The organism is Deltaproteobacteria bacterium (assembly GCA_022340465.1).
In the GTDB taxonomy this organism is placed as follows: domain Bacteria; phylum Desulfobacterota; class Desulfobacteria; order Desulfobacterales; family B30-G6; genus JAJDNW01.
The window spans coordinates 15,525-36,969 of sequence record JAJDNW010000029.1 but is presented as its reverse complement, the minus strand read 5'-3'; the positions used below and the strand labels follow the sequence as shown (position 1 = coordinate 36,969).

At 56.8% G+C, this 21,445-nt stretch carries 16 protein-coding genes and 1 pseudogene; 6 read left to right on the top strand and 11 right to left on the bottom strand.

What is annotated here, in order from left to right:
- Positions 1–137 precede the first annotated feature (137 nt).
- The 4 genes and pseudogenes from LJE94_05380 to LJE94_05365 all read left to right on the top strand — a co-directional run bounded on the left by LJE94_05380 (position 138) and on the right by LJE94_05365 (position 4,439).
- Complete coding sequence (locus tag LJE94_05380) at positions 138–1,745, top strand: B12-binding domain-containing radical SAM protein (protein ID MCG6909539.1); 1,608 nt, start codon at positions 138–140, stop codon at positions 1,743–1,745.
- Complete coding sequence (locus LJE94_05375; protein ID MCG6909538.1) at positions 1,721–2,020, top strand: hypothetical protein; 300 nt, start codon at positions 1,721–1,723, stop codon at positions 2,018–2,020. Before LJE94_05380 ends, LJE94_05375 begins: the two co-directional genes overlap by 25 nt.
- 8 nt (positions 2,021–2,028) lie before the next feature.
- Positions 2,029–2,652: pseudogene (locus LJE94_05370) on the top strand (DUF166 domain-containing protein).
- Positions 2,653–2,720: 68 nt separating this feature from the next.
- Positions 2,721–4,439 carry an ABC-ATPase domain-containing protein gene (locus tag LJE94_05365; protein ID MCG6909537.1) on the top strand — a complete coding sequence of 573 codons (1,719 nt, stop codon included), beginning with the start codon at positions 2,721–2,723 and terminating at the stop codon, positions 4,437–4,439.
- Positions 4,440–4,612: 173 nt separating this feature from the next.
- Here the strand turns inward: LJE94_05365 and LJE94_05360 are convergent, their stop codons facing one another.
- The 4 genes from LJE94_05360 to LJE94_05345 all read right to left on the bottom strand — a co-directional run bounded on the left by LJE94_05360 (position 4,613) and on the right by LJE94_05345 (position 11,774).
- On the bottom strand, positions 4,613–5,779 hold the full coding sequence (locus LJE94_05360) for a Xaa-Pro peptidase family protein (GenBank protein ID MCG6909536.1): 1,167 nt from the start codon (positions 5,777–5,779) through the stop codon (positions 4,613–4,615).
- A 63-nt stretch (positions 5,780–5,842) separates the two neighbouring features.
- Positions 5,843–7,252, bottom strand: coding sequence for an efflux transporter outer membrane subunit (locus LJE94_05355; protein MCG6909535.1), 1,410 nt, complete (start codon positions 7,250–7,252; stop codon positions 5,843–5,845).
- Entirely contained in the window at positions 7,249–10,425 is a 3,177-nt protein-coding gene (locus LJE94_05350) for an efflux RND transporter permease subunit (GenBank protein ID MCG6909534.1), read from the bottom strand. The genes LJE94_05355 and LJE94_05350 overlap by 4 nt, the downstream gene beginning before the upstream one ends.
- Positions 10,426–10,427: 2 nt before the next feature.
- Positions 10,428–11,774, bottom strand: a complete 1,347-nt coding sequence (locus LJE94_05345; GenBank protein MCG6909533.1) for an efflux RND transporter periplasmic adaptor subunit — start codon at positions 11,772–11,774, stop codon at positions 10,428–10,430.
- A 207-nt stretch (positions 11,775–11,981) separates the two neighbouring features.
- Here LJE94_05345 and LJE94_05340 point away from each other — a divergent pair, with 207 nt between their 5' ends.
- Positions 11,982–12,605, top strand: coding sequence for a CerR family C-terminal domain-containing protein (locus LJE94_05340; protein ID MCG6909532.1), 624 nt, complete (start codon positions 11,982–11,984; stop codon positions 12,603–12,605).
- Between the two features lie 274 nt (positions 12,606–12,879).
- Here the strand turns inward: LJE94_05340 and coaE are convergent, their stop codons facing one another.
- The 7 genes from coaE to LJE94_05305 all read right to left on the bottom strand — a co-directional run bounded on the left by coaE (position 12,880) and on the right by LJE94_05305 (position 20,448).
- Positions 12,880–14,292 carry a dephospho-CoA kinase gene (gene coaE, locus LJE94_05335; protein MCG6909531.1) on the bottom strand — a complete coding sequence of 471 codons (1,413 nt, stop codon included), beginning with the start codon at positions 14,290–14,292 and terminating at the stop codon, positions 12,880–12,882.
- 49 nt (positions 14,293–14,341) lie between these two features.
- The gene (locus LJE94_05330) at positions 14,342–15,487 is read right to left on the bottom strand and encodes a CehA/McbA family metallohydrolase (GenBank protein ID MCG6909530.1); all 1,146 of its coding nucleotides are present in this window, start codon (positions 15,485–15,487) and stop codon (positions 14,342–14,344) included.
- A gap of 284 nt (positions 15,488–15,771) precedes the next feature.
- Positions 15,772–16,266 carry a DUF2889 domain-containing protein gene (locus LJE94_05325; GenBank protein ID MCG6909529.1) on the bottom strand — a complete coding sequence of 165 codons (495 nt, stop codon included), beginning with the start codon at positions 16,264–16,266 and terminating at the stop codon, positions 15,772–15,774.
- Between the two features lie 127 nt (positions 16,267–16,393).
- Positions 16,394–17,128, bottom strand: coding sequence for a DUF6125 family protein (locus tag LJE94_05320; protein MCG6909528.1), 735 nt, complete (start codon positions 17,126–17,128; stop codon positions 16,394–16,396).
- A 117-nt stretch (positions 17,129–17,245) separates the two neighbouring features.
- The gene (locus LJE94_05315; GenBank protein MCG6909527.1) at positions 17,246–18,412 is read right to left on the bottom strand and encodes a pyruvate carboxyltransferase; all 1,167 of its coding nucleotides are present in this window, start codon (positions 18,410–18,412) and stop codon (positions 17,246–17,248) included.
- Between the two features lie 2 nt (positions 18,413–18,414).
- Complete coding sequence (locus LJE94_05310; GenBank protein MCG6909526.1) at positions 18,415–19,197, bottom strand: enoyl-CoA hydratase/isomerase family protein; 783 nt, start codon at positions 19,195–19,197, stop codon at positions 18,415–18,417.
- A gap of 102 nt (positions 19,198–19,299) precedes the next feature.
- A complete protein-coding gene (locus tag LJE94_05305) occupies positions 19,300–20,448 on the bottom strand; it encodes an acyl-CoA dehydrogenase family protein (protein ID MCG6909525.1) in 1,149 nt (382 codons plus the stop codon).
- Positions 20,449–20,763: 315 nt separating this feature from the next.
- Here LJE94_05305 and LJE94_05300 point away from each other — a divergent pair, with 315 nt between their 5' ends.
- Positions 20,764–21,408 carry a TetR/AcrR family transcriptional regulator gene (locus LJE94_05300; GenBank protein ID MCG6909524.1) on the top strand — a complete coding sequence of 215 codons (645 nt, stop codon included), beginning with the start codon at positions 20,764–20,766 and terminating at the stop codon, positions 21,406–21,408.
- Positions 21,409–21,445: the final 37 nt, after the last annotated feature.

Genomic DNA, 21,445 nt, shown 5'->3' with positions numbered 1-21,445 from the left:
GCTAAAAGCTAACAGCAAAGAACATTCACTTGGCCCCTTGAATCCTTGAATCCTTTCCGTTCTATATTGTCAAACGTAAGTTTTCACCCAAGGGCGAGGAATTTTCTCCCATTCCCCGTATGGGACATTAAAAATATATGACCGCGCGATTCTTACTGGTAAACCCGTTTTACCCCATTTCGGAAACACCCTCCCCCCCCCTGGGCCTGGCATTTTTAGCAGGGGCCCTCGAGGCGGCCGGTGTCGATGTCGAAATTCTCGACCTGGTGGTATTCCCCTACGCTAAAAAGCGGTTGCAGTCGATACTGAAGCGATTCGACCCACAATTTGTCGGCTTTACCGCCGTGACCATGAATATCGAAAATGCCCTTTCCGTTCTCAGGGACGTCAAGTCACTCTCTCCCGACATCATGACCGTCATGGGCGGCCCGCATGTCACCTTCTGTGCCGAGGAAACCATGCGGGCGGTGCCGGAAATAGACTTCGTGGTTCTGGGTGAAGGCGAGGAAACCGTTGTCGAACTGGTTGCGTCCCCCCGGCGGCCGGAAAGCTGGTCGCACATCAGGGGACTGGTCTACCGGGACGGCGATGGAATCTCGTCGTCCGGGCCGCGGCCTTTCATCCAAAACATCGACACCCTTCCCGATCCGGCCCGCCATCTCGTTCCCCTTGGCCGCTACCGCGCCCTGGGACTGCCCGTCAGCATGACCACCAGTCGGGGCTGCCCTTTCAAGTGCATCTTCTGCGTCGGCCGTAAAATGGTGGGCGGCAGGGTAAGATACCGCAACCCCCTGAAGGTCGTGGACGAGCTGGCCTATCTCGACCGCCTCGATTTCAGCCAGATCAATATCGCCGACGACCTGTTCACTGCGGCCCCCAGGCACTGCCTGTCCGTATGTGATGAAATCATCGCCCGCGGAATGGATGTGCGCTGGACCTCGTTTGCCAGAGTGGACACGGTATCGCCGGAGGTTTTGCAGCGGATGAAGGCCGCCGGATGCACGGCCGTCAGTTTCGGGGTCGAGACGGGCAATCCGGAAATGCTCAAGAGGATTAAAAAGGGCATCACCCTGGATCAGGTGGTTGCCGCGGTTGAGATGTGCACGGATGCCGGCATCACCCCGCATGCCTCCTTTATTTTAGGGCTTCCCGGAGAAACGCGCGAAACCATCGCCGAAACCGTGGCCTTCGGCGAAAAACTGAAAGCCATGGGGGTCCTGTACGGCTTCCATCTCCTGGCACCGTTTCCGGGCACCGCGGTGCGGGAGAATTGCCGTAACTACGACCTCAAGATAGAAAGCCACGACTGGAACGACTACCACGCCAACCGGGCCATCGTCAGCACCAGGGGGGCCACCCGGGAAATGCTCGATAAAGTGGTTTTGGACTGGGAAAAGAACTTTGACATCTGGCTGGACAAAATAAAAACCAGAAGAGCCAGCGGAGAAGCAGATGAAGAAGAGGCCTGGCCCCTGACCAACCTGGAACACACCGTTTTGCTTTATGACATGATGATGAAGCGGGTGCTCGAAAACCTGGGTCCTGTTCCAGGGGATATGCCGGACAGTGCCCGGGGCGAGCCGACCGATTCGGCATTGGAACACCTGGTGGAACGCATCCAGGATTTCCTTGAGCCGTCCAGGGAAGAGATATTGAACACCCTGCGTCATGCCGTGCGAGGCGGATACCTGCGCCTGACGGAAAAAGAGGGGTTCAAGCAATGGGAGTGGGTGAATTACCTGTGAAAATTCGGCTCGATCTGAGCCGGCACTGTGTTGAAACCGAAATCAAGCGGCTTTATAATAGAAATGTGTCCCGATATTTCAAAAACCGACTTGGCAGACAGGACATAGAAATACAAATCGACCTGCTGAAACAGGCCCTTGAACAACTTGATTTTCCGAACTTGAGATCCCGTCATCCGATCCTTGCGGGCAATGTTGAAGGGGATATATTCCTGGGTGTTGATGCAGACGGCAACATGCAACTTATGACTCCGGAGGAGGTTATCCGGTTTTGAAAGTATTGGTGTTTCAACAAAACGGAAGCGGTGAAAGCAAAATCGCCGGCATCAGAAAGTTCGGTCAGGACCGCTTCGACCTCGAGATGATCTCCATCGACACGCCGCTTCCGGCGGTCATCGATGACGCCCGCGACTATCTGCCCGATGATATCGATGCCGACCTGGTGCTGGATTTCCTCACGCACCCCGATCTGTCCTACGACCTCGGCCTGCTGTGCCGTGAAAAAGGTATTCCTGTCGTGGCCTCGGGTAAAAAAGTAAAAATGGAGGGCGTGGCCACGCCGCCGACCTGATGCGGGCTTTCCCGGCAGGACTGCCTGGGGGAGTACGGCGCCCGATTCGGCGCCCCGGAATACGAAGTCGAAGTCGCCGGTGGGAAAATTTCCGCCGTGACCGTAGTGCGCGGTGCGCCCTGCGGGGCCAGTTGGGAGGCGGCCCTGAAAATCATCGGCTATCCGGTTGAAGAGGCCGCCGTTCGCATGGGCCTGGAGGTTCAGTTTTTTTGCAGCGCCGACCCGGCCGGCTGGGATCCCATTTACGGTAAGAGCCCCGTACACTTTGCCGGCAACGTGCATGCCAAGGCGCTCGATAAAGCGATCAAGGCCAACCGCAAAAAGCAAACGGATTGAACCGCGACAGCGACCTGGATGTCGGAACGCTATCTTGCCAAGCGCCGGCGATGTTGGGAGGATGACCCATGACCGAAGAGAGCTCCCATCTTGAAAAGACCCTCCGTCGCATCGACGGCAGAGGCTATAAAACCTACAAGGAAATCGAGGGGGTCTATGATTTTCCTGGCTTCAGGCTTTTTGTCGATCATGTCCAGGGCGATCCCTTCGCCGCCCCGTCGAGGATCCGCGCCCGCGTGATGCGTCCGGTTTCCGGCTTCGGTCCGGAAACCACCGCCAGTCCCAGCCGGCAAACCGCTCTTTGCGACTATCTTACCAGAAGCTTTCATCACAGCTGCACACGCATTGCCCGGGGCGAGCGGGGAACCGGCAAAAGCGGCCTGATCACCATCGACAGGCCCCCGCAGGAAATCCTGGCCCGTACCGCCATGGCCGTGGATGACCGGTTGGTGGAAGCGCGCTTCTTCATGGGCCTGCCGGCGGTCGGCAGGAAAATATCCGGGCGGCACGCACGGGCCATGTTTTTTGAGGAACTCCCCAAAATCGTGCAGGCATCGCTTTATGCCCGCAGCCTGAGCATGCCCGCGGTCATGGAGCACATCGAAACGGCCGAAGACGCACACACCCTCCGCCGGATCATTGCCGACAGGGGCCTGGTCGGCTTCGTGGGCGACGGATCCCTCCTGCCGCGGGCCAGCGGCATCGATCCCGGACCTCTGAAGGAACGTCTCGCCGTCCGCTTTGAATCGCCGGCAAGCCTTAAAACGAAAGTGCGCCTGCCCAACCGCGGCATTGTCAGCGGGATGGGCATTCCCCAAGGGGTTACCCTGATTGTCGGCGGCGGTTTTCACGGCAAGTCGACCCTGCTCAACGCCCTGGAACTGGGCGTTTACAACCACCTGCCCGGCGACGGTCGGGAAATGACGGTCAGCCTCGAAGCAGCCGTTAAAATCAGGGCCGCCGACGGTCGATCCGTGGCCGGCGTAGACATCTCGCCCTTTATCGACAATCTGCCGTTCAAGAAGGACACCAACGCCTTTTTCACCGCCAACGCCAGCGGCAGCACCTCCCAGGCCGCCAACATATCCGAGGCCATCGAAACGGGCGCGAAAGTCCTGCTCCTGGACGAGGACACCTCGGCCACCAACTTCATGATTCGCGACCGGCGCATGCAGATGCTGGTGGAGAAGGCCAACGAACCCATCACGCCCTTCGTGGACAGGGTGCGTCAACTCTACGATGATCTGGGCATTTCGACCGTGCTGGTGATGGGCGGGTCCGGGGATTACTTTCAGGCGGCCGACACCGTCATCCGCATGAACAACTACCGGCCCGAAGACGTCACCGAAAGAGCGCACGACATCGCCGCGGAAAACGACACCGGCCGCATCGCAGAAGGGGGCGAACCGTTCGGCGCGCTGAAAAAACGCATCCCCTTGAAACAGGGCTTCGACCCTTTTAGCCAGCACCGGCGAACCAAAATCGCCGCCCCCCGAAGAAAGGAAATCCTGTTTGGCCGCACCCGCATCGACCTGGGTGACCTGGAACAGATCGTCGACAGCGCCCAGACCCGGGGCCTGGCCCACGGCATGCACCGGGCCGTGCGTCACATGGACGGGCAGCGCACCCTCAGGGAGGTGGTCGATTGTGTGCTGAAGGACGTGGCCGCCGGGGGCCTGGAATGCCTGACACCCTATTTGACCGGGGATATCGCCGCCTTCAGGGCCTTCGAGCTCGCAGGGGCCATCAACCGCATGCGCACCCTTCACGTCCGGCAGGCGCCGTAAAACGAAAATATAGATAAGGATTCATTTATTTGTGGAAGAGCGATACCGGAATCCGAAGGATTTCGGCAACATTCCGAAATACCCTGCAGCTTGCTTCAGGAATATGAATTTTGTTCTTTCGCATAGGAGCGACGCAGTCGCGTATCATAAAATCGTGGGACACGATTTTATGCTTATAAAGGTATGGTCAGCGCTTCCATCGAATCCGGGGCGTCGGTCAGCTTGGCATAACCATCTTCGGTAATCAGTACCGTATCCGAATGCCTGAATCCTCCCAATCCCGGAAAATAGATGCCCGGTTCGACACTGACCATCATGCCCGCCTCGAGTTCACGGTCATACCCTTCCGCCAGAAAAGGCCCCTCGTGTCCCGTGATTCCCATTCCGTGCCCTGTCCGGTGCAACAGGTTCTCCCCGTAACCGGCTTTCTTGAAAAATTCGTTGGCCTTCCTGTCGATCTCGGCCATATTGGCCCCCGGTTTCAGTTGATCGTAGGTCATGCTCCTGGCTTCCAGCATAGCGTTGAAGGGCTTTTTGGCGGCTTCGGGAACCGTGCCGAGAAAAAAGGTTCTCTCGAGCTCGACGCCGCATCCGTCGACCTGCCCGGCAAGCAGGGTCACATGCGGCCCGCCGTTTTCCATGGAGAGAAAGAGGTTGGTAAAATTGTGGGGATCGTGCGAAATGCTCGGGGGTTGGGCCACGCCTTTTACGGTTGTTATCAAGGGATTGAGCTCCGGGATTTCCATGATGGCCTTGCCCATCATCTCCTGTGTCAGTGCGCTGTAAAGTTCGATCATCATCTTTCCGGGCCGGCAGACCTCCAGGAGCTTGTTAAAACCCGCTTTCAACACGTCACAGGCATGGACATAACGACCGATTTCGAAATCCGTCTTGATAAATCGGACGTCGTCTATGATATCGGTTTTAATCTTGTTGCCCGGTGTCTGGTCGTATATCTCTAGCGTCATGGCGGATTCGACACCGACACGTGCGTTCTCGTCGATCACGGACCGGTAATAGTCATGCCAGTTCTCACCTTCAGGCGCGGGATATTCAAAATACTGCACCAATTCCAGATCACATTTGGCACGGCTTTGCACATGCGGTATTTCAAGTTTTGGAACCAGGAATTTTGGCGCCCCTGCTTTGCCGATGACTAAAATAAAGGGCCTTTCATGCACGTAGTTGTAGAAATTGGTCAGGTAGTACACATTTACCGGGTCGTATGCGATGTAGTAATCCAATTGTTGCGCTGCCATCATTTCCCTGACCTTTGCCAATCTGCCGGACATTTCATTTTTGTCGGGTGCGGTGGTCGTCGGATGTAATTGCTGTGTCATTTTTCTTCCCCCCTGTCGCGGTTGATATCCTCTTTCAGTATGGAAAAGAGAGGGCCTTGGGGCCTATCCGGCCCCTCCTCCCAAGACCTGGTAAAGCACCACCCGGTTTTCGAGTTCGGTCAAGCGCAGCCTGATCAGCACCTGCTGTTGGGCATAGAGAGAGCGCTGGGCATCGAGAACGTTCAGATAGCTGTCGATCCCCATTTTATAGCGTTTCTCTGAAAGGCGATAGGTTTCGGCAACCGCATCCACCAGAGATTCCTGTGCTGCTATTTGTTGATTGATCGTCCCCCTTACGGCAAGGGCATCCGCAACCTCCCTGAAAGCGGTCTGGATCGATTTCTCATATTGGGTCAAAATGATTTCCCGGTCGGTTTTGCTGACCCGCAAGGCGGCCCAGACGCGGCCATCAAAGATAGGCATGGTGATCTGCGGGACGAAGCTCCAGGTATCGGCCGTCGATCCGAACAGTCCCGACAGTTCATCGCTGGCCGTCCCCACCGTAGTCGTCAAAGAAATACGGGGGAAAAAGGCCGCCCTGGCCGCACCGATGGAAGCATAGGCCCCTTTGAGCCTGTGTTCCGCCGCGATGATGTCGGGACGAGACAAAAGGGCTTCGGAAGGCAGGCCCGGTGCAACATCTTTGGGTGGGTGGATGGCGCTCATGTCTTCGGGCAGAAGATCTTGCGACACCACCGCGCCTGCCAGAAGATTCAAGGCATTGTTATCCTGCGCGACGATCTGGGTGAACCGGGGGATATCTCTCCGGGCCGCTTCCAGCCTGGTTTGTGCTTGGCTCAGATCCAGCTTGGTGGTGAATCCGGTTTCATATTGCCGCTGAATCAAATCACAGGAGGATTGCTGGGCCTCAAACGTTGCCAGGGCCAGGGCCAGGTTCTCCCTGTCAGCCGCCAGGAGCAGATACGTCCTCGCCACCTGTGCAATCAGAGCAATCTGCGCGCTGCGGCGGGCCTGCTCGGTGGCCAGATAATTCTGCAGTGCCTGGTCCTTTAGACTGCGAATACGGCCGAAAAAATCGATCTCCCACGCGGCGACACCGAGGTTGACACTATACTGTTCGAAGGTCCGCGGATAGCCCGGAGTGATCAAATCGGATGAGCGGCGCTCCTTGCTGTACACGCCGGAGGCATCCACGGAAGGAAGCAGTTCCGCCCGTTGAATACCGTAGAGCCCGCGGGCCCTTTCCACGTTCAGGGCCGCAATCCGAAGGTCGCGGTTATTGTTCAAGGCGGTTTCAATGATTTGCTGCAGCTGATCGTCGCTAAAAAAATCTTTCCACACAAGATCGTTCACCGGCACCGTTTCCGAGCCGGCGCGCATGTCCGTGTAGGCGGCACCCTGGGGCCACGCGGCGGGGACCGGTGCCGGCGGCTGTTCGTATCGGGGCGCCATCGTGCACCCGTACAAAGCCATAACCATGCCAACCCCCATCAAGAATATGGATGCCTTCATTTGGTTCCACCCCCCACTGAATTCTCAGCAACATACTTCATAGTTACACGCTTTCTGTGTTTTCCCAGTGCCTTATAGATTAAAACGTAAAAAAGCGGCGCAAACAGGATCACCAGGAGGGTGGATGTCACCATGCCTCCCAGAACAGCGGTGCCGATCGCTCTTTGCGCACCCGAACCGGCACCGCTCGCCAGGGCAAGCGGCAACACACCGAAGCCGAACGCCAGCGAGGTCATGATGATGGGACGCAGCCTCAATTTTGCGGCCTCGAGCGTCGCCTGGATGAGCCGATCCCCCGCATCGACCCTGGCCTTGGCGAATTGAACGATCAGAATGGCATTCTTGGTGGTCAGGCCCAGGGTGGTCAGCAGGCCGATCTGAAAATAAACGTCATTGGGCATCGACCGCATGAACGAAGCAATGACACCGCCGATGACCCCCAGAGGAAGGGTCAGCAAAATGGCCAGGGGAATCGGCCAGCTTTCATAGAGCGCTGCCAGACACAGGAAAATGACGAAAATGGAAAATGCGTACAGCAAGGGAGCCTGGGCGCTGGCCATGCGCTCCTGATAGGAAAGTCCACTCCAGTCGAAGCCGATCCCCTGCGGCAATTTTGAAACGATCTCCTCCATGGCCTGCATGGCCTCTCCCGAGCTCCTTCCCGGTGAAGGCTCGCCCCAGATATTGATGGAGGAGAAGGCATTGTAGCGTTCCAGTTGCGGAGAACCGATGGCCCATCGACCGGAAGCAATGGAGGAGAAAGCCACCATTTCGCCCTTGTTGTTGCGGACATAGAGTTTATTCAAATCACTCGGCATCATGCGGTACGGGGCATCCGCCTGCACGAAGACACGCTTGACCCGTCCGGCCTGGATAAAGTCGTTGACGTAAGCGCTGCCAAAAGCGGCCGAGACCGTGTTGTTAACTGAGCTGATGGGAATTCCCAAAGCCCCGGCCTTGTCCCAGTCCACATCGATGCGGTATTCCGGTACGTCTTCCATGCCGTTGGGTCGAACGCGCGTCAAGCGCGGATCCTGGGCAGCCATGCCCAGAAGCTGATTGCGTGCTTCCATCAGTTTTTGATGGCCGATCCCGCCGCGATCCTGCAACCGGAAATCAAACCCGGTGGCACTGCCCAATTCAGAAACCGGTGGGGGAGCGAATGCGAACACCATGGCGCCCTTTATCTGCGAAAAGGCCCGCATAGTCCTGCCGGCAATGGCGTCGACCTTTAGATCGGGCCTTTGACGCAGGTCCCAGTCTCTGAGCTTGGTAAAACCCAATCCCATGTTTTGTCCCTGTCCGCCGAAACTGATGCCGGAAATGGCCATGAAAGACTCCACCGCTTCTTTTTCCTGTGTCTGGAAATAGTGTCTGACCTCCCCTAAAATCTGCTGGGTCTGTTCCAGGGTGGAGCCTGATGGCAAGATGGCTTGGACCAGCATGATGCCCTGGTCTTCGTCGGGTAGATATGCCGTGGGCATACGCTGAAAGAGATAACCCATGGCGCCCACAATCAGTCCGAAGAGAATCAGATAGCGCAGTTTCGAAGCCAGGGCGTGGCCGACCAGCCTGACATACAGATTGCGCGTACTGAAAAAGGCCCGGTCAAACCATCTGAAAAACGGGCGCAGAAAAAAAACGGCGTTATCCGCCGGTTCGTGCCCTTTCGGCACCGGTTTGAGGAGTGAAGCGCAAAGCACGGGGGTCAGAATCAGGGCGACGACAACCGACAGCAGCATCGCAGAGGCAATCGTCAAGGCGAACTGCCGGTAAATGATGCCGGTGGACCCTGGGAAGAAGGCCATAGGGCCAAAAACCGCTGCGAGCACCAGCCCGATGCCGATCAGTGCGGTGGTGATTTGATCCATCGATTTGGCCGTCGCCTCCTTTGGGGGGAGTCCCTCCTCGCTCATGATCCGTTCCACATTTTCCACCACCACGATGGCGTCGTCCACCAGCAGTCCGATGGCCAGTACCATGGCAAACATGGTCAGCATGTTGATGGAAAACCCGAAAAAGCCCAGAATCGCAAAGGTACCCAGCAGCACCACCGGCACCGCGATGGTGGGTATCAGGGTAGCCCGGAAGGTTCCCATGAAAAGGTACATGATCACAAACACAAGCAGAATCGCTTCAAACAGGGTTTTGACCACTTCCTCGATAGCCACCCTGGTAAAGGGGGTGGTGTCGTAAGGATAAATCACCTTCATGCCGGGGGGAAAGTAGTGACTCATCTCCTCCAGTTTTTGTCTGACGGCATTGGCCGTTTCCAGGGCATTGGCACCGGCGGCCTGCCTGATGGCCATGCCTGCCGAGGGCTTGCCGTTATAAGAACTGGTGACACTGTACTGCTCGGTGCCGAGCTCGGTCCTCCCGATGTTCTTGACGCGAACAACGGAGCCGTCGGGATTCGTGCGAATGGGTATGGCGGAAAATTCTTCCGGGGTCTGCAGCAGGTGCTGCACGACGATGGCGGCGTTCATCCGCTGCCCCTCCACCGCGGGAGCCCCGCCCAGCTGTCCGGCGGACACCTCCACGTTGTAGGTTCGCAGGGCCGCAATGACGTCTTCCATGGTCAGGTTAAAACTGGTCAACTTGTCGGGATTTACCCAGATCCGCATCGCATACTGGGAACCGAAGATCTGGACCTCACCCACGCCCGGGACCCTGGCCATAATCTTTTCCAGGTTCGACTGGGCATAGTCGCGCAGGTCGTCACCATCCATGCTGCCGTCTTCCGATATCAGCCCCACGATGATCAGGTAGTTCCGGGTCGACTTCGCGACCCGGACGCCCTGGCGCTGGACCACATCGGGAAGGCTGGCCATGGCGAGCTGGAGTTTGTTCTGTACCTTGGCCCAGGCCAGATCCGGGTCGGTTCCGGGCTTAAAGGTCAACTCGACTCTGGCGGAGCCGGAAGAGGAACTGGTACCGGACAGATAAAGCATATCGCTCAACCCGGTCATTTTTTGCTCGACAATCTGCGTCACCGTGTTTTCGACGGTTTCCGCCGATGCACCGGGATAGGAGGCATCGATGGCGATGGACGGCGGCGCGATCGGGGGGTACTGCGACACGGGCAGATTGTAAATCGCCAGGATGCCGGCGGCCATGATGGCAATGGCGATAACCCAGGCAAATACCGGTCGGTCCAGGAAAAACCGTGACAACATCAGGCGCCTCCTTGACTTTTCTTTCCAGACGGTGCCCCGGCGTTACCACTCGTATCCTGCCCGGCTTTTTTTTCAACGAATGGCACCGTTTTAACCGCCATACCCGGCCGTATCCGCTGCCGTCCCTCGACGATCAGCCGATCACCGGGATTTAGCCCCGATGCGACCAGCCACTGATCGTCGATCGCCCGGTCGAGGGTGAGCATCCGCTGACCGACCTTGCCCTGGGCATCCACCGTCAACGCATAGGGATTTCCCTTGTGATCCCTCGACACCGCCTGCTGGGGAATCAGGATGGCCTCTTCGTCCAGTCCCTCCTGGATGACCGCCCGCACGAACATGCCCGGCAGGAGAAATCCGTCAGGATTTGGGAAGACCACCCGCAAGAGCACGGAACCGGTGCTCGGGTTCACCGTGACATCCTGAAACTGCAGGGTCCCCTCAAGAGGGTAAGCCGAGCCGTCTTCCATAATCAGTTGGACCTTGCTCTGATTCTTCCCTTCGTTGTGCAGCAGGCCTTCGGCAACGCGACGCTTCAACCGCAGAAGCTCGCTGGTGGATTGGGGCACATCCACATAGATGGGATCCAACTGCTGGATCGTGGCGAGGGGGACCGGCTGATAGGCCGTGACGATGGCACCTTCGGTTACGCTGGATTTGCCGATGCGGCCGGAGATGGGTGCCGTCATCTTTGTATATCCCAAATTGATTCTCATGGTCTTCAGTGTCGCTTCGGACTGCTGAATGCCGGCCTGGGCTGCAGCCACCGCCTGGCGGCTGCTTTCGACCTGCGCTTCCGCAGCCCGCAGTGAGGATTCCGTGGTTTTCACCTCGGTGGCGGCCTGGTCCCTCTGGATGGCGGAAATGGCATTGTCCTTGAACGCTTCCTCGTAGCGCTCATTGTTCGTTTTCGCTAGGGCCAGGGCATCTTTCAAACGGGCAACCTCGGCCTGGCTCGCTTTCAATGCCGCCCGCGCCTGTTCGGTGGCCGTGAGCATCACCGTTTTATTTGCCTCGGCACTGTCCAAAGCGGCCTGAAAAGGGGCGGGGTCGATCTGGTAAAGCACCTGTCCCGCCTTGATAGCGGACCCTTCCTCAAACAGGCGTTTTAGAATCAAGCCGCTGACCTGGGGACGAATTTCCGCAGTACGGTAAGCGGACGTGCGGCCGGGCAGTTCGGTGGTCAGCAGGAGCATGCATGCGTCAACCGTGACCGTCGATACTTCGGGAACCGCTCGAGGCGGCCTAAATTCCGTCGATCGATCACAGCTTGCGAACACCAGCCCGGTCAGTAGAACGGCTGCTGTCAGGGCAATGATAGAAGGCCTTGTTTTGATGATTTGCATGAATGTTTTCCTTCCGCTTGACAAATGGTATCCATTATCTTAAACGATTATTTAAAATCGCTTTTTAACTTATAGGAACGGCCATGTCAACGATCATTTATGCCGGTGACCATAGGCCTAATTATAAAATATGACAACGCTGTTACAGCGCTTCAATGAAGCCGATGGCGCGGCTTGCCGGCGCCATCACCCACCAGGGAGAGCACCGTGGCGAAACGAGAGGATGGCAAAGAAACCCGGAAAAGACTGTTGAACGCAGCCTGCGAAGTGTTTGCCGAAAAAGGATACCGCAATGCCAAGGTGGTGGAAATCTGCTCCCGGGCCGGGGCCAACGTGGCTTCCGTCAATTACTACTTCAAAAACAAGGCCAGCCTCTATGCCGAAACGTGGCGTTACACCTTTCTACAATTCGAAGACCAGGTTTTTTCGGTTTCAAGCGAGGGGGCGCCCATGGATCGGCTGCGGGTGTTTATCCAAACCCTCATGCAAAACGTTATCAAAAAGGGGGAGGAGGGTCACTTTATTCGCCTGTATCTGATGGAGCTGGCCAACCCAACCGGCCTGGTCAAAAACGACTGGCGTGAGTTGGTCAATCCCGAAAGGCGAAAGTTGCACGACGTCATCCGCGCATTGATCGGCCCCGATGCCGACGAGCAGGACGTGCGTTTCTGCGAATTGAGCATCATCACCCAGTGCCGCGCGCTTTTGACCATCAAACGCAACGATTTGGAATTCCTGCTGTGTGAAAAAATCAGCCCGGATTTGATTCGGCGCCTGACGGACCATATCGTTCGCTTTTCCCTGGCCGGGACCAAGGCGGTCGGCCGCTGATGGGCGCAACTTGCATCCATCGAAAGGTCCGATGGTAAAACCTTAGAGGGCAGAAGTCAGAATCCAGAGGTCGGATGCCTTCCTTCAGAGGATTTAGCTGGGCAAGGGCCGCAAAGAATAATATTATTACTCTGGCTATTAGATTCCTCAAATCCGTCATCCCTTCCCAAGCAGGGATCCAGCAAGCGATCCGCTATATGCCCTGGATCCCTGCCTGCGGCCCAACACCATGCCGGGGGAGGCATGCAGGGATGACTAGCGTTATAAGCTAAAACTACCCGACTTTGCCGAGTTCCTCCCACACCGCTGCCACCTGCCGGCGGGTCGCCTCGCGTGACCCTTCGTTGTGGATGACGAAATCGGCGAACCGGACCTTCTCGTCGATGGGCAGCTGGGATCTGAGGATGTTGGCTGCTTCTTGCGTGGTAATTCCGTCCCGTGCGGCCAAACGCTCGACCTGGACCTCCATGGGGACGTGTACCACCAGCAGCTTGTCGAATAAAAACTGCAGATTCAGTTCGATCAGGAGGGGCACCGCCACCTGGATGACGGCATCGGGCTTCTCTTTGGTGATGGCGCTGATGCCGTCGAAAAACCCCGTATAGATGGCTGGGTGGGTAAAGCTCTCCAATTTCTTACGTTTTTCCATGTCGCTGAAGACGATGTCCGACAGCTGCTTGCGGTCCAGGGTGCCGTCCTCGGCCAACACCTGTCGGCCGAAGTAGGCCACGATCTGTTCAAACGCCGGTTTGCCGGGCTCCACCACAATTCTGGCCAGCCTGTCGAAATCGATAAGCGGCGATCCCAGGTCCTCCAGGATTTCGGACACATAGGATTTACCGCTGGCAATGCCGCCGGTCACCCCTAAAAGCAGGTGCTCTCCTCCCGAAATATGTTTGGATACGTCTTCCATACTGTGGTAGCTGGCCGGAAACATGGGCCCCACATCGCCTTCGGCGCCGGCAAAGCTGATGGGATAGCGCACCCCCCGCCGATACAGCACCTCCAGCCCGAAAAGCGCCTTTTCCATCATGTCGCGGGGAATGGCCATGACCAGGTCTTCGTCCTGGGCGTGCCCATAGCGGCGCTCGCCGTAGCAGGGAATCGTCAGCGAGGGCTTGCCCGTGTTGTAGCAGCGGGCAATGGCATCGGAGCAGGAAGACTCCCCGACACAAAAGAACTGCATGACTTCGTAGTCTTCGAACTGAAGCGCGTTGATCAGCAGCATCATCTGGGCCGGGTTGGCATAGATGAGGACGATGTCGGGCTCGAAGGGATTGTACACCATGGGCGCCATGGCCACGGCCTCGTACTTTCCCAGGGGAAGCCGGGGAATGGAAGCCTCGTACTTCCTGCCGTCCTTCTTGGTCTTGACCCACACGATGCTCCTGAAGGTCCCGTTCGTGCACACCTCCGGAACCTCTGTGAGGCCCAGGATGGACGGGCAGGCCGAAAAAAGAAAATCATCCAGATCCGCCCCCACGGTCCAGTCGAAATTTCTCACCAGTGTAATCAACTGGCACAGGGTCGACTTGTGGCTGGTACGCCGCATGAAAGGAATCTTTTCCAGTTCCTCCTTCTTCTCCAGCATCTTGAACGCCACCGGAAATGATTTGAGCCGCATCAGCAGCTCCATGCGCCGGATCAACTTTTCCCAGTCTATTTTCTTTTCCGTTTTCATCTGCATTCTGAAAGCACCTCTTGATGGTTGGTTACGGATGGGCCTGGCGGCCGGATCATTGCCGGAATTTACAAGGCGTATAAGCGCCGCTTTTCAAGGCCTCCACCAGTTCTTTTTCGTTGGCGATGCGCTCTTTAAAGCAGGTCGCATACTTGCCGACACCCTGCACGTCATGAGCGTCGCTCCCGCCGGTAGCCGGCATGCCCAGCCCCGCGGCCACCTTGCCGGCAAAAATGTTTTCCCTCTCGGTCACCTTGCCATTCAGCACCTCCAGGGCGTGCACCATTTTCCAGATAGGCCGCTCCATCGCCTTTTCAATGGTGAGCCCGATCTCGTTGGTATTGAAGATTAAAAACCCCCGAAAGGGGTGGGCGGCGATCATGAACCCATCCGCGGCATCCACCCGTTGCTTCAGTTCCTGAAGCTTGATGATCCCCTGCACGTCCTCGTACATGCCGAAAACCAGCATGTCGCCCTGATCCGTGGTTATCTCGTTGCCCATGAATACCGGGATGTCGTTTCTGGAACTCAGCGCCTCGATGTCAGCTGGTTGCCACACGTAGTTGTGGTCGGTGATACAAACGGCATCGAGGCCGATTCTCTTGGCCTCCTGGAGCATGTCTTCGGCGGACGCCGAACTGCACTGGGAAGCCGGAAAAGTGTGGACGTGCAGGTCCACGGTAAAGCCTTCCATACCAGCGGTCGATCGTGCCTTTTCGTCTTCTATGGTTTCTCGTTTTTCAGCCTGGACACTGACACGGGCATTTGCCGCAGGGGGTGGGGGGGCGCTGACACGGCCTTCAAGAAATTCATCGAAGGTCAGGTCCGTCCGGCTCTCCCGCGCCGCTTCGAAACGGATCATGTCCACGGCATCCAGGGCCGCATCGCTGCATTCGATAATCAGGTTGGCGAAGTGGGGGCACGATGTGCGACCCACATGTTTGTTGACCTGCTGGGAAAATCCCTCCTGGTCGATGCGAATGCCCACGGCATTCTGGAGAAAGGGTATGGCGCGCCGGCACTCCGAATTTTCCGCCCGGAGCCATTTGCCCTCGATAGCCTGGATGGTGAGGTTCTCGATGCCGATGATCATGTCGATGTCGATCTGGTAGATGTGATCGTCAAGGGCGCCGTGCACCGCCAGGGTACCGTCGTTGTTGTTGATGATGTTGACCAGCTTGGTTCTCTGAAATTTAAGCATATCCGCTTGTCCTCAAACAAATTGTAGGTGCTTATTACCTGGATCTTGCACGGGTCGGAGGCTTTCACAGGCAAGGCGTCCAGGGGTGAAGTCGTAGTGGTTTACTTCGAACCCTTGGCAACACAGCATGTGGAAGCCTCCGGCCCGCCCGAAGGGTGAATTTTGATGAGTCAAAAAGATTTCATCCGCTTAACCCAATCAGTTTAATGAAGAATAGTTGCAAATGCGTGAACATCTGTAAATATCGATAGACATAAAAAGGATCATCAAATTTCATGCAAGATTCAGGGAGGATCGATCCCCTCCACAATGGGGCTCCCCGGCGCAAAGGCGGCGCAGCTGTTGTAGAGCCGGATGTTCTCTTTGACCATGTTGGCAAAGAAATCCTTTTCCTTTTTCAGCTCCTCCGGCACCTGACCCAACATCTCCTTGGTAAAAGCCAGGATGACGGCGTGACAACACTCCTCCACCAGGACGGCCAGTTCCCCGCAGTCCGTCACTTCCCCCACAAGCCCGCGGATGATCTTTTTCATACCGGCTCCGATGCGCACCCCCACAACCTTTTCCAGGGCCTCTTCCGCACCCCGGCACGTCTCGTGGCTGATACGGGAAAAAGCGCCATCGGCCGCAATAATTTCCAGTTCCGGCAGGCGTACATGGATGGTCACATGGGCATCGGTAAAGCTGTCTTGCAGGCGGCAGGTGGATGTTAACGTGGTGGCATCGATCTGTTCGACGCTGGTGGCCCGGTTCCTCGAATAACACGGCATTTTGGGCATGAGCGAATACTCCTCGTTTAAGTATCCATTAAAACCGGAACTGTTTTATGACAAACGTAACTGATTTGCAAGGGGGGTAAACATAAAACCGTGTTCCCAGCGCCGACAAGGCCGCAAGTGCGTTACCTCAACGTTGCAACGATGAGGGTTGCTGAATGCTGAACCGCCAGGCGCAGTACCAATCGTCCGGGTGGTCGTCCGGCGGGCAGCCGATGCACTCCGTGGTGATCCGGTCATCGATGGTCCGGGCAAAATAGGGGTACTCCACGTTACCGACGGACTTACAAGGGTAGTCCGGCAGCCCTTTGCGCTTGCGGGCGGTCTGGACGCGGCACTCGTTCATCTGAAAGACGATGCCGTCGGGCCCCTCATCGATGATGGATTGTTGGTTGAGGCGGGCGTAAAGCCTGAGGTTTAGGGCCTGCTTCAGGCCGTCTATCCCGGGATTCCTGGAAAGTCCCAAGATCTTCTTGATGGACCAGGCTTCCACCGGAGAAAATTGCGCCCAGCAGGAATCGTTGCAGCGTTTGGCATCGACCATGCCGCTGCTGAATTCCACCGCCTGAAACCACACACCGTCATTGGCCAGCCAGTTGGCCGCCAGGGCGTCCAAAAGGTCCACCAATTTCTCCCTGGGCATGTCGAACAGCACGGCCGGCAATCCGTCGCGCATATTGAAACCGAACAGCTTGGCAAGCCTTCTCAGCTGTATCTCCAGGCTCTTGCCCGCTGCAAGGCTGTACATCTCAAAGGCCTTTTCAAGCCCCATCTGATGCTTGACTTCGTTGAACCACATGCCGTTGTGAAGGGCCAGGCGCTGCAGCATGTCCACGACCAGACGAACCAAGGCCTGGCGATCCATTCCCTCGACCGATTGAAAAGAATCTGTCAATGTTTCCCCCTGTAAGTGTAAAGAAGGTGGGAAGGATGGAGGCGCTCACCTTCTCACCGTCTTACTTTCTTTCCTTCTGCAGCCAACCTAGGGCCGGTATTTCTCCGGCAGTACGGCGTTTTCCGACCAGCCGTCTGGAAAATTCTGGCCGGGTTTTTCTCCCATTTTCTCCTTCAACTTTTTCAACCCGGGCCGGGCGAATTTCATGTGACCCTCTTTGAGGGTGCGACCGTTGACGGCGGCTTCGGAACGCAGGCGCTGTCCCACGGTCCGCTCCATCTGACGCCCCAGCCAGAGGATGCGGTCAACGTCGTACCCGTGCTCGATGCCCATTTCATCGACCTGCACCAGCAGGTCTTCCATACAGGTCAGGCCGACATAACGGGGATCTTCGTAGTAGTAATCCCCGGTGCCGGGCACCGGTGTGTCGTCTAAAAAATTCGCCGGCTGCCCGCCCATGCCGCCGAGGGTGGCCTCGAACCTGGCGATGCCGGCCTGGAGGGCCGCCAAAACCGAAGCGGACGCCACCCGCTTGGTTTCGTGAAAGTGGGCCAGGTGCACGTCGGTATTGGGGATGGCATCCAGGATCATCGAAAAATAGCGGTACACAGCCGGGGCCGATGCACTGCCGTCGTGGTCGGCATGTTCGATGTCGTGAGCCCCTATCTCGAGCCAACGCTTGGTGAACTCGACGGCGTCCTTCATGTCTGTGGCGCCGGCGATCGGGCTGCCCCAGATCGTGCTGACGGTACCGCACATCTTGATGCCGGCATCGGTACATTTTTTGATGCACCGCTCGGCTTCCGCCCAATAGTCCGGCAAGGTGGTGCCTGAATTGGCGAAGTGATGCTCCTCTTCGGTGGAAACCATCATGAGAACGCGGTCGGGACCGACCCCCTTTTTCTTCAATTCGATGGCCCTGTCAACCGACCGCTCGCGGATGGTTACCGCCGTGATGCAGACGTCATCCATATCGATGCCCTTGCGGGCACAGCGTTTTTTAAAGCGGTCACTGCGAAGGTGGGCCAAAATTTCCTCGGCATCGCTGAACTGCGGCATCAGGTAGGGATTGCCCAGATTGGTGACCTCGATTTCGCGACAGCCCGCAAATATCAGCTCTTCGGCATAGAATATTTTGGCGCGCGTGGAAATGAATTTTTCCAGGTGCTGGAACCCGTCGCGGATGGTGATGTCGCCGATGGTGACGCTTTTGGGCATGCGCGGGAAGATCTTCCTGTAATCATATTCAGTCATTGCTACTCTCCTCTGTACACGGGTTTTCTCTTTTCACGGAATGCCGCCAGCCCCTCCAGGCGGTCCTTGGTGGGTATGGTGACCCAGTAGGCATTGGACTCGATGGCCAGGCCGGTGTTCAGATCGGTTTCCAACCCGTGATTGATGGCATACTTGGCCTGCTCGATGGCAACGGGGCCGGTTTCACAGATCATGGCCGCCATTTTGTGGGCTTCGTCCAGCAACGCGTCCAGGGGGCAGATCTTATTGACCAGCCCGATTCGCAGGGCTTCCTCAGCCCCTATTCGCTGGCCGGTGAAAATCAGCTCCTTGGCCTTGCCCCTGCCCACCAGCCGCGGCAGGCGCTGGGTGCCCCCGGCTCCCGGAATAATGGCCAGGCGCGTTTCCGTGAGGCCCATGCTGGCATTGAGGGACGCAATGCGCATGTCGGAAGCCAGGGCCAGTTCCGTGCCCCCGCCCAGGGCCACCCCGTTGACGGCGGCGATCACGGGCTTGTTGAGGTTTTCGATAGCCGTAAACAGGTTTCGAATGGTAAAAATGAACTCCTTGACCTGCATCGGCGAGAGTGTCACCCGCTCCTTCAGGTCCGCACCGGCACAGAACGCTTTTTCACCGGCGCCCGTGACGATAACAACGCGGACCCCCGCCTCGAACCGCAGCGCCTCCACCTGGCCCCCCAACGCCCGCAGCAAGTCAAAGTTAAACGAATTCATCATTTTCGGACGGTTGAGCGTCAAGGTAACGACGCCGTCCGCTTCCTCTCGCAACAAGAGATCGCTATCCATATTTCTAACTCCTTATTTTAATAAAATAGCGGCGGCTTGTCTCGGCAAAACTCAAAGAGCGAAGACGGAAGCCGCGTTCACTAATTTTTTGCGAAGCAAAAATTAGCAGCCGATATAGCGCGAAATAACGATGCGCTGGACTTCGGAAGTCCCTTCACCGATCGTGAGAAGCTTCTGGTCCCGGTAAAAGCGCTCCACGTTGTACTCCTTCATCAACCCGTATCCTCCGTGTAGCTGGACGGCGTGGTCGGCCACCCGCCCCATGACCTCGGAGCAGTAGAGTTTTGCCATGGCCGCCTCTTTTTCAAAAGGGCGTTTTTTATCCCTGAGCCAGCAGGCCTTGTAGAGCAGATTTCTGGCGCATTCGATTTCCACGGCGCAGTCCGCGAGCTTGAACGCCACCGCCTGAAATTTGGAGATGGGCTGCCCGAACTGCTCCCTTTTCCGGCTGTATGTCAGGGCGGCATCATACGCCCCCTGCGCGCCACCCAACCCCATGGCCCCAATGGAAAGCCTTCCGCCATCCAGCGTCTGCAGCATCTGGTGAAACCCATCCCCCTTGTTGCCCAGCATGTTTTCCGCCGGGACACGCACATCGTCAAAATACAATTCCGCCGTGCTGGATGCCCGCCACATGAGTTTTTTATGCATGGGAACGGCCTTGAACCCCGGTGTGCCGTGCTCGACCAAAAAGCAGGTGTACTCCGGTTTTCCACTCGGCCTTGTTCCGGTCTTGGCCTGCACTGTCACCCCCAGAGACATTTCGCAGGCGGCATTGGTGATGAAAATTTTCGACCCGTTCAGCACCCATTCGTTCCCATCCTGAACGGCGGTGGTATGGCTGCCCCCGGCATCCGACCCGGCAGTTGGCTCCGTCAGCCCGAACCCCCACAAGGCCTCGCCGCGGCACAGCTTCGGCAGGTATTTGCGTTTCTGCTCCTCTGTACCGAAATAATTCAAAGGGCCGATACCGAGGGAATTGCCCGCCGCGATGGTGGCCGCCTGGGAACCGTCCACCCGGGCAACCTCCTCCACGGCGATAATGTAGGATATATAGTCCATGGCCTGCCCGTCGTACGCCTCGGGAACGAACATGCCGAACAGCCCGATCTCGCCCATTTTCCGGGTCAGATCGGCTGAAAACGTTTCATTTTCATCCAGTTCGGCGGCGACAGGAGCAATTTCGGCGTTGGCAAATGTGCGGACTTCTTTGCGGATCATTTCCTGTTCTTTGGTTAAATCGAAATCCACCCGGCCCTCCTTTTCCAGCAATGAGAAATGATGTTAAAACAGCTGCATAGGCAAGAAAAACTATTATGAACGAGCGCTCGGTCGGATGCATGGTAATATAAAGAGAATCTTATTGTCAACCGCTTTCTGTTCGATGTCAGCAGTCATATTAACCGGTTGATATATAAGTTTAATTTTATGTGCGGCCGCCGCATGCTTGCCTACGGTCTGTAGCTTAAGCCTTGACGAATGGAAAAGGCTGTGGTAGCCTTCTACGACTGAGCGCTCGCTCAGAAAACAATGTGATCGCCCCATCGAGAATGGAACGAATAGAGCATGCATGAGCAACCCATCCGGACCCGTGATGTTCCCACCCAGGTAAAGAACCCCGATCTGGTGGAAAAAAGGCGGCGACAGATCGTGGAAGCCGCGGCCAAGCTTTTCATCGAACAGGGGTTTCACAAAACGACCACACGCCAGATTGCCAGGACGGCGGGATTTTCCATCGGCTCTCTGTATGAATACGTTACCTCCAAGGAGGACGTTCTATACTTGGTTTGCGAATACATTCACACCGAAGTTGAACACGGCGTTGCCGAAGCCATGCAGCGAAGGGCCGTCGGCAAAGAGGTCTTGGCCGAGGTTGTCCGGGAATACTTTCTGGTGTGCCACCGGATGAGTGACTTCATTCTGCTTATCTACCAGGAAACCAGGTCTCTGCCCGTGGTGTGGCGCAAAAGGGTTTTAGAAAACGAGCTGCGCATCACCGGTGTACTCATGGAGGTGCTTGCCGGCCTGGTAGCCGGCGGCGATCTGCCCGCCATGAGCGACGAAAAACTGGAATTGGTGGCTCACAATATCACGGTTCTGGGGCACATGTGGACCTTCAGACGGTGGTATTTGGCACGGCATCACAGCATCGACGACTACATACGTGCTCAAACGGATTTAATCATCGGCATGGTGTCCCGGTCGTCATAGCGAAGCCTGCGCTGCTTTGCCCGTTTCGAATTTCAGC